The sequence below is a fragment of the Halorhodospira sp. M38 genome (assembly GCF_022227985.1).
Lineage (GTDB): Bacteria > Pseudomonadota > Gammaproteobacteria > Nitrococcales > Halorhodospiraceae > Halorhodospira > Halorhodospira halophila_A.
Map to the genome: position 1 here is coordinate 102,174 of NZ_JAJNQP010000001.1, position 15,090 is coordinate 117,263.

Consider the following 15,090-nt stretch of genomic DNA (forward strand, 5'->3'; position numbering starts at 1 on the left):
TCCGTTGTTCCGACCTGTAGAGCTGTTCATCGGCCTTCGCTACACCCGGGCCCGCCGGCGGGGGCACTTCGTCTCGTTCATCTCCATGACCTCGATGATCGGCATCGCCCTGGGCGTGGCGGCCCTGATTACCGTGCTCTCGGTCATGAACGGGTTCGAGCGTGAGCTGCGCGAGCGGATCCTCGGCATGGTCTCGCACGCCGAGGTGCATGGCGCTCAGCGCCAGGTGGATGATTGGCCTGGGGTGCTGGAACGCGCCGAGCAACATCCCCGTGTGGTGGGGGCCGCGCCGTTCATCGACGGAGAGGTCATGGTGACCCGCGGCGGCCAGGTTAGCGGGACGCTGATCCGTGGCGTGGATCCGGATCGGGAGCCTCGTGTTTCCGATGTGCTGGATCAGGTCATCGCCGGGGATGCGCAACTGGAAGCCGGGGAGTTCGGGCTGATCATGGGCTCGGCCCTGGCGCGCGAGCTCGGCGCACGGATCGGCGACCGGATTACCGTGATCACCCCGGAGGCCCGTGTCTCTGTCGCCGGCATTACCCCCCGCATGCGGCGTTTCACGCTGACCGGTATCTTCGAGGTGGGGATGCACGAGTACGACCGGACCCTGGCCATCGCCCATATCGGTGATATGGCGCGGGTCCAGGGCATGGGCGACGCGGTCAGCGGCATCCGGCTCAAGCTCGACGACATGATGGCCGCGCCCTGGCTGGCCCGCGAGGTGGCCAACGAATTGCCGGGGCACTACCGGGTGGTGGACTGGACCCGCCAGCACGCCAATTTCTTCCGGGCGGTGCAGACCGAGAAAACGGTGATGTTCGTCATCCTGGCGCTGATCGTGGCGGTGGCGGCCTTCAACATCGTCTCGACGTTGGTGATGGTCGTCCGCGATAAGCAGGCCGATATTGCCATACTGCGCACCGTCGGGCTGAGCCCCGGCAGCGTCATGGCGGTGTTCATCATCCAGGGGGCGGTGATCGGCGTCGTCGGGACCGCGCTCGGGGTCGCCGGAGGTGTATCACTGGCGCTCAACGTGGAGAACATCGTCCCGGCGGTGGAGCAGCTGCTCAATTTCGAGTTCCTGCCCGCCGATGTCTACTACATCAGCGATCTGCCCTCCGAACTGCGTGGCGAGGACGTGGGGCGGATTACGGCACTGGCGCTGGTGCTGTCCCTGGTCGCCACGCTCTACCCGGCGTGGCGGGCGGCACGCACCGAGCCTGCGGAGGCGTTGCGCTATGAGTGATGCCCAGGTGGTCATCGACTGTCGGGGGGTGGCCAAGCGTTTTAGCGAGGGGCCGCAGGAGATCGAGGTCCTCAGCGGTCTGGATCTGCGCGTGCGCGCCGGTGAGCAAGTGGCCGTGGTCGGGCCATCTGGCTCCGGCAAGAGCACCCTGCTGCACATCCTCGGCGGTCTTGACACCCCTTCCGCCGGCGAGGTCCACGTGGCCGGCCAGCGGATCTACGACCTTAAGCAGGCGGCCCGCGGGCGCCTACGCAACGAGGCGCTGGGGTTCGTCTACCAGTTTCACCACCTGCTGCCGGAGTTCACGGCTCTGGAGAACGTTGCCATGCCGCTTCTCATCCGGCGCGAGCCAGCGGCACGGGCGCGTGCCACGGCGGCCGGGCTGCTCGAGCGGATCGGGTTGGAAGCGCGCATGAGCCACCGCCCGTCGGAACTCTCCGGAGGTGAGCGGCAGCGGGTGGCCATTGCGCGCGCCCTGGTGACGCGACCGAAGTGCATCCTCGCCGATGAGCCTACCGGGAATCTGGATCGTCATACGGCCGAGCGCGTGTTCGGGATGCTGCAGAGCCTTAACGAGGAACTCGGTACCGCGCTCGTCTTCGTGACCCACGACCTGGACCTGGCGCACCGCACCGAGCGGGTCTACAAACTTGAGGACGGCCACCTGCTGGCGCAGCAGGGGCGGTCGCAGGAGCCGGCGTCGGGCTAGCGGTCAACGCTTGTCGCCGCCTTGCTCCTGCGCGGTGATACTACGGCGTCGGTGAGCGATGCGGATCCGGCGCTGGTTGCGCTCGCGGTGGACGGCGTAGCGCCAGATCAGCAGGACCGCAATGTAGGTGATGACCCCGGCAAGCGCCCCGAGCACCAATGATCCGGTTAGCACCGGCTGCCAGGCCTGGTTCAGATTGCCCAGGAACCACTGCACGGTGTTGTCGTAGTCGAACTGTTCAAACTCCGCGCCGAGCAGCCACGCGCCAGTGCGGTAGCTGGCGTAGATCATCGGCCCCATGGTCAGGGGATTGCTCACCCAGACCAGAATCACGGCGAGGATCAGATTAACGCGGACCAGGATGGCGATGACCGCGGCCAGCAGCATCTGCAGCGGGATGGGCAGGAAGGCCACGAACACCCCGATCGCGACACCGCCGGCCGTCGAGCGGCGGTTTAGGTGGAACAGGAACGGATCCTCAAGCAGTCGGCCCAGGAAGCCGAAGCGCCCCTGCTGCTTGAGCCGCTGCAGATCCGGTAACGTTCCCTTGAGCCACCGTCGCATGAATGTTCCTCGATACCTGCCTGACCGGGCCGCTGTCCAAGCCGGGGCGCTGGCGCCCCGGCGGGGTTCTCAGCTAGCCTGACCGACCACGCATATGCCAAGGATGGCTGATGCGAGCCGGATCGCTTGCTTTCGCGGCCGGAATCGTACTGGTCGTGAGCTTGTTACGGGAGCCCCCCGGCGTCCTGTCGGTCGTGGCGGCGACTGCCACCGCGCTCGGGTGGGCCCTGATCGCCCCGCGTGGTTGGCGCTGGCCGGCTGCCGGTTTGCTTGGTTGCGCTTGGGCCCTGCTCAGCGCCTGCTGGCTCTTGGCCCACGAACTCGACCCGGGCCTGGATGGTACGGACGCTTGCCTAGAAGGGCGGATCGTCTCCATCCCCGAGGTTGAGAGTCATCGAACGCGTTTCGAGTTCCGTCCGGAGCGGCAGGTCGAGGGCAAGCTGACCGATCCGTTGCCGCGTCGGGTTCGCGTGGACTGGTACGGTGCGGGGGAGGGCCAGCCGGGCCCCGGGGAACGTTGGCACCTCTGCCTGCGCTTGCGCGCCCCGGACGGCTTCCTCAACCCGGCGGGTTTCGACTACCAGCGCTGGCTATTCCAGCACCGCATCGGTGCCACGGGCTACGTGCGGGATGCGGATCGCGCCGAGCGCCTGGCCGGCCGCTGGCAGATGGATCGGCTCCGAGCGCGGATTGCCGAGGTGATGGCCGAGCGGCTCGGCGATTCGCGGTATCTGGGGCTGGTCCAAGGGCTCGGCGTCGCGGTGCGCGCCGGAATCAGCGACAATCAGTGGGACGTGCTCTCGGTTACCGGGACCGCCCATCTGTTGGCCATCTCCGGGCTGCACATCGGTCTGGTCGCCGGATTGGCCGGGATGCTGGCTGGCGTGCTCTGGCGCTGGATCCCGCCACTGGTTCGCCGGGTGCCGGCGGTGGTCGCCGGCACCCTGGCCGGAGCGCTGGCTGCTGCGGGCTACGCGGCCCTGGCCGGTTTCACCCTGCCCACCCAGCGCGCGCTGGTTATGGTGCTGGTCTTCGCGGGGGCGCTCGCCCTGCGCCGCCCCCTGAGCCCTTGGCACAGCCTCACCGTGGCCGCGGCCGCCGTCCTGGCCGTCGACCCCTGGGCGCCCCTCGGGGCCGGATTCTGGCTTTCATTCGGGGCCGTGGCCATCATCCTGGCGGCTACGACGGGTCGGCCGGTGCAGCGCGGCCCGCTGCCCTGGCTGCGCATTCAGACGCTGGTGGGCATCGGCATGTTGCCCGCGACTGCCGTCTGGTTCGGGCACTTGCCGTTGCTCTCGCCGCTGGCCAATCTCTTGGCCGTGCCATGGGTCAGCCTGCTGGTAGTGCCCCCGGTGCTGGCTGGTATCGCCCTGCATCCCCTGGTGCCTGCCTGGGGCGGCTGGTTGTGGCAGGCCGCGGAGGCCTCGCTTGGCCTGCTCATGTCGGTGCTCGGCTGGATGGCCCAGGCCTTCGGGGCCGTCGAGGTGCCTGCCCCCTCGGCGGGCGCCGTGGCTCTGGCGGTTTTCGGGGTGGCGCTGGTGCTCGGTCCGCACGCCTTGCCCGGGCGCTGGTTGGCCGGTCCGTTACTAGCCCTGCTGCTGCTCGGCCCGGGCGACCACGGGGGTGGGCAGACTGCGCGGGTGGTGGTCTTCGACACCGGCTCCGGGCTGACCGCGCTGCTCTGCGACGGGGAGCGCGCGGTGGTCTATGGCGGCGGCCCCGGCGGAGGGCTCGATGCGGCGAGCGTGGCCGTGGAGCCGTTTCTCGAGGCCCGGGGGCTAACCCTCGAAGCGTGGCTGGTACCGCGCAAGCAGTCCCCCTGGGACGGGGCCGTGGCCGAAGCGCGGCAGCGCTGGGCGGACGCCGAGTGGTTGGGAGCCGGGCGCGAGGCGGAGACCGATGGGTGGTCCATCACCCTGGGCAGTCTGACGCTGCGGGCCACGCCCCTCGACGAAGGGGCATGGGGGCTCGATGTGGAGGGCCGGGCGGATGACCTGTCTTTGCGACCGGAACTCGATGCCGACACTGCCGGATGGGTCGTGGGGGCGGCTGGCTGCGCCGAGGACCGAGGTACGTGCAGCGCGGCCGTCGCGCCAGAGGATGGCCGGATGCTGCGCACCGACGAGCACGGGGCACTAATCCTTAGCGACGATGGGCGCACATGGCAGCTGCGCAGCGAGCTGCAGCGCAGTGGCCGGATCTATCATCGGGGCGGTGCGGCTGCGTCGGCGGGCGGGATGCTTTAGAATCCGCCGCCACGCCCACCCGTTTCCGGACTGCGCGCCCTTGACCGACCCCGGGGAGTGATCATGCTTGAGCTCATCCAGGCCGGCGGCTGGCTGATGGTGCCGATCCTGATCGGCTCCGTGCTCGCCCTGGCCATCATCATCGAGCGTTTCTGGACCCTGCAGCAGCGGCGGATCCTGCCCCAGCCGCTGCGCGGTCGGGCCTGGCGCCTGGCGCAGGAGCATGAGCTCGAGGCCCATCACCTAGAGACGCTCAAGGAGAGTTCACCGCTGGGCCGGATCCTGGCGGCCGGTCTGGCCAACCGGCACCACGGCCGCAGTGTGATGGCCGAGGCTATTGAGGATGCCGGCCGACACGAGGCGCACCGTCTCGAGCGCTACCTGAATACACTGGGCACGATCGCTGCGATCAGCCCGCTGCTGGGCCTGCTGGGTACCGTGATCGGGATGATCAAGGTGTTCGGTGCGATCAGTGCCGAGGGGCTTGGGGACATGCAGGCGCTCTCCGGGGGTATCGCCGAGGCGTTGATCACGACGGCCTCCGGGCTGACGGTGGCCATTCCGGCGCTGATGGCGTACCGCTATCTGCGCGGGCTGGTGGATGACCGCGTGGTCGAGATGGAACAGGAGGCCATGCTGCTGCTAGAGGCCAGCGATCCTGAGCGCTCGGCACAGCGCGATCGGGGGACAGCTTGAACCTGCGACGCCGCCAACGCCGGGACGAGCCAGATCTCAATCTGACGCCGCTGATCGACGTCGTCTTCCTGCTGCTGATCTTCTTCATGGTGACCACCACCTTCGTCGATCAGGTCGGCCTCGACATCACACTGCCCGAGGCCGAACAGGAGACCGAGGAAGCGCAGCCCCGTTTGCTCGAGATCGGCATCAGCGCCGAAGGGGAGTACTTCGTCGACGGCAGCCCCCTGGTCAATCGGGAGATCGACACCCTGGTCCGGGCACTGGAGGAGGCGCGGGAGGCCGGAGACGTTGCCGGAATCGTGGTCCGCGCCGACGCTGATGCTCCGCACCGGGCCGTGGTCCGTGCGCTCGATGGGGCCGGCCGGGTCGGTATCGATCGCGTTTCCATCGCCACCACACGCTCCGACGACCCGTGAGGGAGACGGTTTGAGCACGCAAGCACAAGCCCCTGGGCAGCCACTGCCCGACAGCGCTCAGACGCGCAAGCTGGATCGCCGGACGTGGCCGACGTTCCGTCGGCTGTTCGTCGGGTACGTCCTACCGCACTGGAAGGTGGGAGTGGTGGCGATCCTGGCGATGCTGGCGCTTGCCGGCACGCAGACCGGCGTGGTGGCGTTGATCCGGCCGCTGCTCGATGACGGTTTCGTCGAGCAGGATGCAGCCACGATCCGCTTTTATGCGTTGCTGCTGATCGTGTTCATCGTTTTCCAGGGCGTTGCTCACTTCACCTCCCACTATCTGATGACCTGGATCGGTCGCCAGCTGGTCAAGCGTTTGCGGCTGGACGTTCACGACCGGCTGCTGGTCATGCCGAATTGGGTCTTCGACCAGCAGTCCTCGGGCCGGTTGGTTTCCAAGCTCACTTATGAAGCCGAGCAGGTGGCCGGTGCGGTGACGCGTGCCGTCTTGAGCCTAATCCAGGACGGCGCGCGGGTGGTCTTTCTGCTGGGCTACATGACCTACCTCTCACCTTGGCTGATGCTGATCGTGCTCGGGGTTCTGCCCGTGGTCGGTGGGATCATCGCCTACATCACCAAGCGCTTCCGCAAGATCAGCAAGCGCATCCACCACGCCGTCGGTGGCGTGGGCAGCGTGGCCGAAGAGAGCGTGCACGGTTATCAGGTGGTCAAGGCCTTCGGGCAGGCGGATCGCGAGCGGCAGCGTTTCGAGCGCGTGAACGAGCGCAACCGCAAGCAGTTCATGAAATTCATGGCCACCAAGTACGCCTCGGTTCCGCTGATCCGCCTGGTTGCCGGCATCGCCCTGGCGGTGGTGATCTACCTTGTCACCGTCGATGCGGTGGTTGAGACCATAACTGTGGGTACTTTTGTCTCGTTTGCCGGCGCTATCCTGTTGCTGAATCCGCCGCTCAAGTCCCTGGTTGCTGTCAACGCGACCATCCAGAAGGGGCTGACGGCTGCGCAGAGCATCTTTGATGTGGTGGACGCCCCGCAGGAGCCGGATCACGGTACACGGGGCATTGATCGCGCCGGGGGGCACGTCGAGCTGGAGGGTCTACGGTTCTCCTACGACGGCGAGCGGGAGGTCCTGCGCGGGATCGATGTGGATGTGCAGGCCGGCGAGACCGTGGCGCTGGTGGGGCCGTCGGGCAGCGGCAAGACGACGCTGGTCAATCTGCTGCCGCGCTTCTACGAGCCGACCGGCGGTGAGATCCGCCTCGACGGGCTGCCGCTGCAAGAGTACCGGCTGGCCGATCTGCGCCGACAGTTCTCGATGGTCGGGCAGAATGTGATGCTGTTCAACGCCTCGGTGGCCGACAACATCCGCTTCGGGGCCCAGGGGGCGGTGAGCGATGACCAGGTCCGCGCGGCAGCGGATGCCGCCAACGCAACCGGCTTCATCGAGGCCCTGCCGCAGGGCTTCGAGACCGAGGTGGGTGAGGATGGGGTGCTGCTCTCCGGCGGGCAGCGCCAGCGCATCGCCATAGCCCGGGCGGTGCTCAAGGATGCTCCGATCCTGATCTTGGACGAGGCGACCTCGGCGCTGGACACGGAGTCCGAGCGACACATCCAAGGGGCGCTGGAGCGTCTGATGGAGGGCCGGACGAGCTTTGTCATTGCCCACCGGCTCTCGACGGTCGAGAACGCGGATCAGATCCTCTTCCTTGACGGCGGACGAATCGTCGAGCGCGGTACGCATCGCGAGCTGCTCGAACGCGGCGGGCGATACGCCGGGCTGTACCGGATGCAGTTCGAAGACCGCACCGATCCTCCGGTGGAAGGGTAGGCTGATGTCCGTCCCGCGCTTCTGGCTGGAAGGCGGTCCGGCAGCGCGCGCTCTGGCGCCGCTCGCCGCGGTCTACGGGGGTGTGGTGGCGTTGCGTCGGGGACTCTACCAGCGCGGCTGGCTTGGCCGTCCGGTATCCCCCGTGCCGGTGATCGTGGTCGGCAACCTCTTTGTCGGTGGCACGGGCAAGACCCCGCTGGTGGCGTGGCTGGTCGCGCGGTTGCGGGAGCAGGGTTGGCAGCCGGGGATTGTAGCGCGCGGTTACGGCGGTCGGGCCGGGAAGGGGCCGGTGACCGTGACTGCGGAGTCGGACCCTGGGCAGGTGGGTGACGAGCCGGTGTTGCTTGCGCGGCGTTGCGGGGTGCCGGTACGGGTCGGTGCTGATCGCCCGGCCGCGGTACGCGCGGCCTGGCAGGCGGGCTGCGATGTGGTGGTCAGTGACGACGGGCTACAGCACTACCGGATGCGGCGAGCCGCCGAAATCGTGGTTCTGGATGCGCGGCGCAGGCTGGGCAACCGGCGACTGCTGCCGGCCGGGCCGTTGCGGGAACCGGCCGGTCGGCTGGCCACAGTGGATATCGTTGCGGTGAACGGCGACGCGGTCCCCGAGGGGGATAGCGTGTTTCGTCTGCGTCCGGGCTCCCCCCTTGCCGTGGATGGCAGCGAGCGGCCCTGGCCGGATGGCATGGCCCACGCCGTGGCCGGTATCGGCCATCCCGAGCGGTTCTTTGCTTCCCTGGAGGAGGCGGGGATCCGCGTGGCGGAACGTCACGTATTCCCAGACCACCACGCCTTTTCACCGGGGGACTTTGCCTTTGTCGATGAGCGGCCTGTCGTGATGACCGAGAAGGATGCCGTGAAGTGTCGAAACCTGCCCGGGGTAGACCGCCTCTGGTACCTGCCCGTGGAGCTGGTTCCCGGAGCGAAGCTATCCGCAGCGGTGACCGGGCTGATCGACCGGCTCGGTACCCGGGAGGAGCGGCCATGACCCCCCCAGCGTTCACCGTCGTCATACCGGCTCGCTTCGGTGCTTCCCGGCTGCCCGGTAAGCCGCTGGCCAATCTGCTCGGCGAGCCGGTGATCCGGCATGTACACCGGCGGGCGGTCGAGAGTGGCGCGGAGCGCGTTGTGGTGGCTACCGACGACCGGCGCATTGAATCGGCTTGCCTCGACTTCGGGGCGGAGGTTTTATTAACCGCCCCGGATCACCCGACCGGCACGGACCGCATTGCCGAGGTGGTCGATCGGTTGGCGCTAGTCGATGACGCCATCGTGGTCAATCTGCAAGGCGATGAGCCGCTGATGCCGCCGGGGTTGGTCACTTTGGTGGCCGAACGACTCGGGGCCGACCCCGGAGCCGCCATCGCCACGCTGGCAACCCCGATCTCGGAGGCCGGTGAGCTTTTCGAGCCCTCGGTGGTCAAGGTGGTGCGGGACCGGCGTGGCCACGCCCTGTATTTCAGCCGGGCGCCGATCCCCTGGGACCGGGAGCGCTTCGGCGCGATCGATGACACGACGGTGGCGGCCGGCGGGTGGCTCAGGCACTTGGGGCTGTATGCTTACCGCGTCGCCTTCCTGCGCCGCTTCCCGGGGCTGGAACCGGCGCCGCCGGAGCAGCTTGAGTCGCTGGAACAGCTCCGGGCACTGTGGCACGGTTTTGCGATCCAGGTTGCCGTCACCGAACAGCGTCCGGGTCCCGGCGTCGATACGCCGGCCGACTTGGAGGCAGTGGCTCGACGACTGCAGTCACCTCAACCGTAAATAAGGTGCGGTCTCTGTAGGGTGCAGGTTTCGTGGAACCGACTGATCAGGAAAGCAAAATGAAGATACTTCTAGTTTGTATGGGCAATATCTGCCGTTCGCCGACAGCGGAGGGGGTGCTGCGCCAGCGCCTGCGCGAGGAGGGGCTTGACCACAACGTGGACCTCGACTCCGCGGGCACCCATGACTTCCACGTCGGCAAAGGGCCGGACCAGCGCGCCCAAGAGGCCGCGCGGCGGCGCGGGGTCGACATCAGTGACCTGCGTGCCCGCCAGGTGGAGCGCTACGACTTCCAGGAGCACGATCTGATCCTGGCTATGGACGAGGCCAACCTCGGCATCCTCCAAGCCGATTGCCCGCCGAAGCACAAGCACAAGCTCGGACTCTTTCTCGATTACGCCCGCACCCGCAGTGAGCGGGAGGTGCCCGACCCGTACTACGGCGGTGAGCGCGGTTTCGAGCACGTGCTCGACTTGATCCAGGATGCCGCCGATGGGCTGATCGACGAGGTACGCCGGAACCAGGGCTAGTCACGAAAGACTGCGGGCGGCGTGACGCCGCCCGCAGTCAACCGTTATTGGGCGGATAGGGCGGCGGTTACTCGGCCTTTTCCGCCCCTTCACCTTCCGCGTGGGTCGAGGTGCGATCATCGCTGGTTGGTGATGATGCCTCGGTTCCGGATGTAGAAGCCTGCTTCGGTCGGCGCGGACGCCCCGAGCGGACCTGTTTGCGCCCGCCGTTGCCCTGGGCCGCATCGTCGGCGCTTCCCCGGGGCGCGGGGCCAGCAGACGGCTGTGAGGGCTGTACATCCCCGGTCTCCGCGCTCGGGGGCTGTGTATCCGCCCGGTCCGGCGCGTTTGCAGGTTTGTCCGGCGTCTTCTCCGCATCCGCGCCCGCCGGCGTGGAAGTGGCGGGCGATGCGGCAGCCGCCGGGTCAGGTGCCGGGGATTCCGGCCCCGTGTCGCCGTTCTCCTCCGCGCCTGAGGCGGTGGTGGATCCGTCGGCGTGCTCGTTGCCGTTGCTGGAGCGACGGCGCCGGCGACCCCCGCGGCGCCCGCGGCGGCTGCGACCGCTGCGGGCGGAGCGGGCTTCGGCGTTGCGGGAGGTGTCGTCCTGACCCGCTGCCGCCGAGGGGGTGTCCTGCCGGGTGCTGCCGCTGTCAGCGTCCGTGGTCTGGGCATCGTCCACCGGGGGCTCGGCGGTGGCCTCAGCCTTGCCGTTGCCACCGGCATTCTTGCGCTTGCCGCCCGTGGAACGCCCTTTGCCGCCGTTGCCACCGTGCCCCTTGGTCTCATCCGGGGCGCGGGGCGCTTCGCTCGACGCGCCCTTCGACGGGCTCTCCTGCTCGTTTTGCTGCTGACCGTTGCCGCCCTCGCTGGCACCACCGCCGGGGCTGCGTCGACTCCGGCCGCCGCCGCGGGAGCGGCCACCGCGCCGGGTTCCCCGTCTGTTCTGGCCGGTGCTGGAGCCGTTGCCATCACTGGAGCTCCGCTCGCTCCGGGACCGTGGCTTCTTCTCGCGTCCGGAATCCCCCTCTTCGGTGCGCTCGTCGCCGGGCGCGCTCTGGAACAGCAGGCCGCGGAGACGGCGGAAGATCGAACTCAGCGGGGCATCCTCCTCCTGGTGGCCATCCCCGGCTGCAGCGTCCGATGTTTGTTGCGATTCCGGCGCGGGCGCCGGCGCGCTGGGGGTTACACCCTGCACGGCGGGTGCCGGTGGCCGGCTGGCCGGCAGGCCCGCTTCGATGACGGTCGGCTCCGGCGCGGGTGTGGCCAGGTTGTAGCTGGAGCCGCTCTGCTCGAGCCCCTCGTCGGTACGCACGCGCTGGACGTCGTAATGCGGGGTCTCCAGGTTGCGGTTCGGGATCAGCAGGACGTGCACGCCGTAGCGGTGTTCGAGCTCGGCGATCTGGGCCCGCTTTTCGTTGAGCAGGAAGGTGGCGACCTCGATCGGGAGCTGGGCGAGCACGCGCCCGGTCTTCTCCTTCATCGCCTCTTCCTCGATGATGCGCAAAATCGACAACGCCAGGGACTCGACGCTGCGCACCGTGCCCTGGCCGCCGCACCGACCGCAGACCTCTTGGTGGGCCTCACCAAGCGAGGAGCGCAGGCGCTGCCGGGACATCTCCAGAAGGCCGAACCGGGAGATTCGCCCGATCTGCACCCGGGCCCGATCCGCCTTGACCGCCTCACGCAGCCGATTCTCCACCTCCCGCTGGTGGCGCGGCGGACCCATGTCGATGAAGTCGATCACGATCAGGCCACCGAGGTCGCGCAGGCGCAGTTGCCGGGCGATCTCGTCGGCGGCCTCGAGGTTTGTGTTAAGCGCCGTCTCCTCGATGTCAGCACCCTTGGTGGCGCGCGAGGAGTTGATGTCGATGGAGATCAGCGCCTCGGTATGGTCGATGGCGATCGCACCGCCGGAAGGGAGGCGCACGTCCCGCTGGAACGCCGACTCGATCTGGCTCTCGATCTGGTAGCGCGAGAAGAGGGGAACCGGGTCGGTGTATTGCTTGAGCTTCTGCCGGTTGTACGGCATGACCTGCTCGATGAAGTCGCGCGCCTTGGCGAAGACCTCGTCGTCATCAACCAGGATTTCGCCGATGTCCGAGCGGAGATAGTCGCGCAGGGCGCGGATGATGACGTCGCTCTCCTGGTAGACCAGAAACGGAGCGGCGCGCTCGGCGGTGGCGTTCTGGATGGCGTCCCAGAGCTTGAGCAGGTAATCCAGGTCCCACTGGAGCTCTTCGGTGCTGCGCCCCACGCCCGCTGTACGCACGATCAAGCCCATGCCCTCCGGGACATCGAGCTGGCGCAGGCTTTCACGAATCTCGGCGCGATCGGAGCCTTCGATCCGGCGGGACACGCCGCCGGCCCGGGGGTTGTTCGGCATGAGCACCAGGTAGCGCCCGGCCAGGCTGATATAAGTGGTCAGCGCGGCGCCCTTGTTGCCACGCTCCTCCTTATCGACCTGGACGAGGACTTCCTGATTTTCGCGCAGGCCGTCTTTCGGCGTGTTCCGCTGACCATCCGCCGAGGTGAAGTAGGCGGGCGCGATTTCCTTGAAGGGCAGAAAGCCGTGGCGCTCCGCACCGTACTGGACGAACGCGGCCTCCAGGCTCGGCTCAACCCGGGTGATGATCCCCTTGTAGATGTTCGCCTTTTTCTGCTCGCGGGAGGGCGCCTCGATGTCGAGATCGTAGAGGATCTGGCCGTCCACCAGCGCAACGCGCAACTCTTCCGGCTGAGTTGCGTTGATCAGCATTCTTTTCATGGGTGCGCAATCTCCGCAGCCCTGCCGCCATCGCTTCCAGGCCGCCGGACAGGACGGACCGGTACGTCGGCGTCGTATCTGGCCACGCCACCAAGGGCCGCTCGGGCGACATTGGTGGCGCCGACCAGGCGGCGAGCCAGACCATCCAGTGCGACAGATCCGTCCGTGTCATCCGCGCTCGACTCCTGTTGAAGGGGCGCAGGGCTTGTTGGTCGTGGTCAAGTGGCCCGCGCCGCGTCCGGGCGCGGGCCCGTTGTCTCGTTCTGGTGCTGCAATCAGTGCCGCACGAGGTGCGACACTGCATGAAACCCGTCGTCGCGGATCCCGGCTTAACCGGTCGCCACGTGCGACTAATTGTATCAGTGACTTGCGTCACCCTTCAAATTTCTTCTTTTGCTAAAATTTCCGAATGAGTGCCTCTGATCCCAAGGTTCGACACCATCAGGTACTGGCCGAAGAGGCCGGGCAACGAATTGACAACTTCCTCCTGCGCCAGCTCAAGGGTGTTCCGCGCAGCCGGATCTATCGCCTGCTGCGCAAGGGGGAAGTCCGGGTCGACGGGGGGCGGGCGCGGCCCACGCGCCGCCTGAGCACCGGGGAGGTGGTGCGCATACCGCCGGTTTCGGGGCAGCGTCAGCCCGCTGAGGTCGCTTCCGGCGGGCTGCCCGACGGCCTAGAGGCGCGACTGCGCGATGGGGTCCTCTACGAGGATGAACGGCTGCTGATCCTGGACAAGCCGTCGGGGCTTGCTGTGCATGGCGGTTCTACCGTGCGTGTCGGGTTGGTCGAGGCGATCCGGGGTATTCGGCCAGACCTTCCCTTCGTTGAGCTGGTTCACCGGTTGGACCAAGAGACCAGCGGTTGCCTGATGTTGGCCAAGCGGCGCTCCACCCTGCGTCGGCTCCACGAGCAGCTTCGCCAGGGCAAGGTGGAAAAGCATTACGCCGCGCTTCTGGCCGGGCGGGTGCGCGGGGTGATGCCGGTGCGGGTGGACGCGCCTCTGGAGCGCCTGCCCGGCGCACCGCGGGATCGCCAGGTGCGCGTCAGCAAGCAGGGGCGGGCGGCGGTGACCGAATTCCGCCCGGTACAGCGGTGGGTGCGGGCGACTCTGGTCACTGCGCGGCTGGAGACCGGACGCACTCACCAGATCCGGGTCCACGCCCGCCATATCGGCCACCCGGTCGCCGGCGATGAGCGCTACGGCGATCGTGCGGCGAATGCCGCGCTGCGTGAGTGCGGCCTGCGCCGGCTGTTTTTGCATGCTTCATCGCTGCGCTTCCAGCATCCGGACAGCGGGGAGCCCCTATGTATCGAGGCACCGCTGGGCGATGAGTTGCAGGCGGTGCTTGAGCGCCTGTCGCAATCCCAAGACGAGGAGTCAGCATGAGCGAAGAGACATCCGAGCGCGAAGCGCTACTGGAGCTGCTGAAGGAGAATATCCGCGAGCAGCGGCGGGCACGGCGCTGGCGCCTGATTACCCGCGGTGCCGTTCTGGCGGTGGTTGTCTTGGTGGCGATCTCCCTCGGGCGCCTTGATTTCGCTGCCGAAGAGGAGGTTGGCCCGCACACGGCTGAGGTGCGGATCGATGGTCCGATCATGTCGGATTCTGCGGCCAGCGCCGAGCAGGTGATTCGCGGCTTGGTGCGCGCCTTCGAGGCGGACGATGTCGCCGGGGTGGTGCTGCGCATCAACAGCCCCGGCGGGAGCGCCGTGCACGCCCGGCAGATCTACCAGGAGATTCGGCGTCTGCGCGACGAGCATGAAGACATCCCGGTCCATGCGGTCATCGAGGACGTCGGCACCTCCGGCGCATACTATGTCGCTGCCGCCGCCGACCGGATCCACGTCAACGAGTCGAGTGTCGTGGGCTCGATCGGGGTGATCATGGGCAGCTTCGGTATTGGTGAGGCGCTGGAGAAACTCGGCATCGAGCGGCGAATCTATACGGCCGGAGAGGACAAGGCCTTCCTCGATCCCTTCGCGCCGGAGAACGAGGACCATGTCGAGCACGTCCGCACTATGCTCGACGATATCCATGGCCAGTTCATCGCCGCGGTCCGTGACGGGCGCGGGGAGCAGATCGACGCAGCTGGAGCCGACGAGGAGCGCCTGTTCTCGGGGCTGATCTGGACCGGGCGGCAGAGTCTCGACAAGGGGCTTGCCGACGAGATCGGCAGTGTGCGCAGCGTTGCCCGGGACGTGATCGGCGAGGAGGAGCTCGTCGACTACACAGCCCGTCGGGACTTCCTCTCCCAACTCGCCGAGCGTTTCGGCACCGCCGTGGGGCAGGGGGTCTACCAGTCGTTGCAGAGTCTCGAGTATCAGCCCCGCTGATGTCGCGC

At 67.7% G+C, this 15,090-nt stretch carries 13 protein-coding genes; 11 read left to right on the forward strand and 2 right to left on the reverse strand.

Features of this window, described 5'->3' with window-relative positions; translation table 11 throughout:
- The first annotated feature begins 4 nt into the window (after nucleotides 1–4).
- Nucleotides 5–1,249 (forward strand): lipoprotein-releasing ABC transporter permease subunit, encoded by a 1,245-nt coding sequence (locus LRA98_RS00485; protein ID WP_238632611.1) that lies wholly within the window; start codon nucleotides 5–7, stop codon nucleotides 1,247–1,249.
- Nucleotides 1,242–1,958 (forward strand): lipoprotein-releasing ABC transporter ATP-binding protein LolD, encoded by a 717-nt coding sequence (lolD, locus tag LRA98_RS00490; RefSeq protein ID WP_201167141.1) that lies wholly within the window; start codon nucleotides 1,242–1,244, stop codon nucleotides 1,956–1,958. Before LRA98_RS00485 ends, lolD begins: the two co-directional genes overlap by 8 nt.
- Nucleotides 1,959–1,961: 3 nt before the next feature.
- On the opposite strand, the gene LRA98_RS00495 is transcribed toward lolD, so the two are convergent.
- Nucleotides 1,962–2,522, reverse strand: coding sequence for a DUF2062 domain-containing protein (locus tag LRA98_RS00495; protein ID WP_201167143.1), 561 nt, complete (start codon nucleotides 2,520–2,522; stop codon nucleotides 1,962–1,964).
- Nucleotides 2,523–2,677: 155 nt separating this feature from the next.
- On the opposite strand from LRA98_RS00495, the gene LRA98_RS00500 reads away from it, so the two are divergent.
- From LRA98_RS00500 to LRA98_RS00530, 7 genes are all read left to right on the forward strand, one after another.
- Nucleotides 2,678–4,768, forward strand: coding sequence for a ComEC/Rec2 family competence protein (locus LRA98_RS00500; RefSeq protein ID WP_238640818.1), 2,091 nt, complete (start codon nucleotides 2,678–2,680; stop codon nucleotides 4,766–4,768).
- 63 nt (nucleotides 4,769–4,831) lie between these two features.
- Nucleotides 4,832–5,464 carry a MotA/TolQ/ExbB proton channel family protein gene (locus LRA98_RS00505; protein ID WP_201167161.1) on the forward strand — a complete coding sequence of 211 codons (633 nt, stop codon included), beginning with the start codon at nucleotides 4,832–4,834 and terminating at the stop codon, nucleotides 5,462–5,464.
- Nucleotides 5,461–5,883, forward strand: coding sequence for an ExbD/TolR family protein (locus tag LRA98_RS00510; protein ID WP_201167163.1), 423 nt, complete (start codon nucleotides 5,461–5,463; stop codon nucleotides 5,881–5,883). Before LRA98_RS00505 ends, LRA98_RS00510 begins: the two co-directional genes overlap by 4 nt.
- A 10-nt stretch (nucleotides 5,884–5,893) precedes the next feature.
- Nucleotides 5,894–7,714, forward strand: a complete 1,821-nt coding sequence (gene msbA, locus LRA98_RS00515; protein ID WP_238632609.1) for a lipid A export permease/ATP-binding protein MsbA — start codon at nucleotides 5,894–5,896, stop codon at nucleotides 7,712–7,714.
- Nucleotides 7,715–7,718: 4 nt separating this feature from the next.
- Complete coding sequence (lpxK, locus tag LRA98_RS00520) at nucleotides 7,719–8,702, forward strand: tetraacyldisaccharide 4'-kinase (RefSeq protein ID WP_238632608.1); 984 nt, start codon at nucleotides 7,719–7,721, stop codon at nucleotides 8,700–8,702.
- A complete protein-coding gene (gene kdsB, locus LRA98_RS00525; RefSeq protein ID WP_201167166.1) occupies nucleotides 8,699–9,475 on the forward strand; it encodes a 3-deoxy-manno-octulosonate cytidylyltransferase in 777 nt (258 codons plus the stop codon). The genes lpxK and kdsB overlap by 4 nt, the downstream gene beginning before the upstream one ends.
- Before the next feature lie 59 nt (nucleotides 9,476–9,534).
- On the forward strand, nucleotides 9,535–10,005 hold the full coding sequence (locus tag LRA98_RS00530) for a low molecular weight protein-tyrosine-phosphatase (RefSeq protein WP_238632607.1): 471 nt from the start codon (nucleotides 9,535–9,537) through the stop codon (nucleotides 10,003–10,005).
- Nucleotides 10,006–10,072: 67 nt separating this feature from the next.
- Here the strand turns inward: LRA98_RS00530 and rne are convergent, their stop codons facing one another.
- Entirely contained in the window at nucleotides 10,073–12,748 is a 2,676-nt protein-coding gene (gene rne / locus LRA98_RS00535) for a ribonuclease E (RefSeq protein ID WP_238632606.1), read from the reverse strand.
- Nucleotides 12,749–13,157: 409 nt separating this feature from the next.
- Here rne and LRA98_RS00540 point away from each other — a divergent pair, with 409 nt between their 5' ends.
- Nucleotides 13,158–14,135, forward strand: a complete 978-nt coding sequence (locus LRA98_RS00540; protein ID WP_238632605.1) for an RluA family pseudouridine synthase — start codon at nucleotides 13,158–13,160, stop codon at nucleotides 14,133–14,135.
- On the forward strand, nucleotides 14,132–15,082 hold the full coding sequence (locus tag LRA98_RS00545; protein WP_238632604.1) for a S49 family peptidase: 951 nt from the start codon (nucleotides 14,132–14,134) through the stop codon (nucleotides 15,080–15,082). The genes LRA98_RS00540 and LRA98_RS00545 overlap by 4 nt, the downstream gene beginning before the upstream one ends.
- The last annotated feature ends 8 nt before the right edge of the window (nucleotides 15,083–15,090 follow it).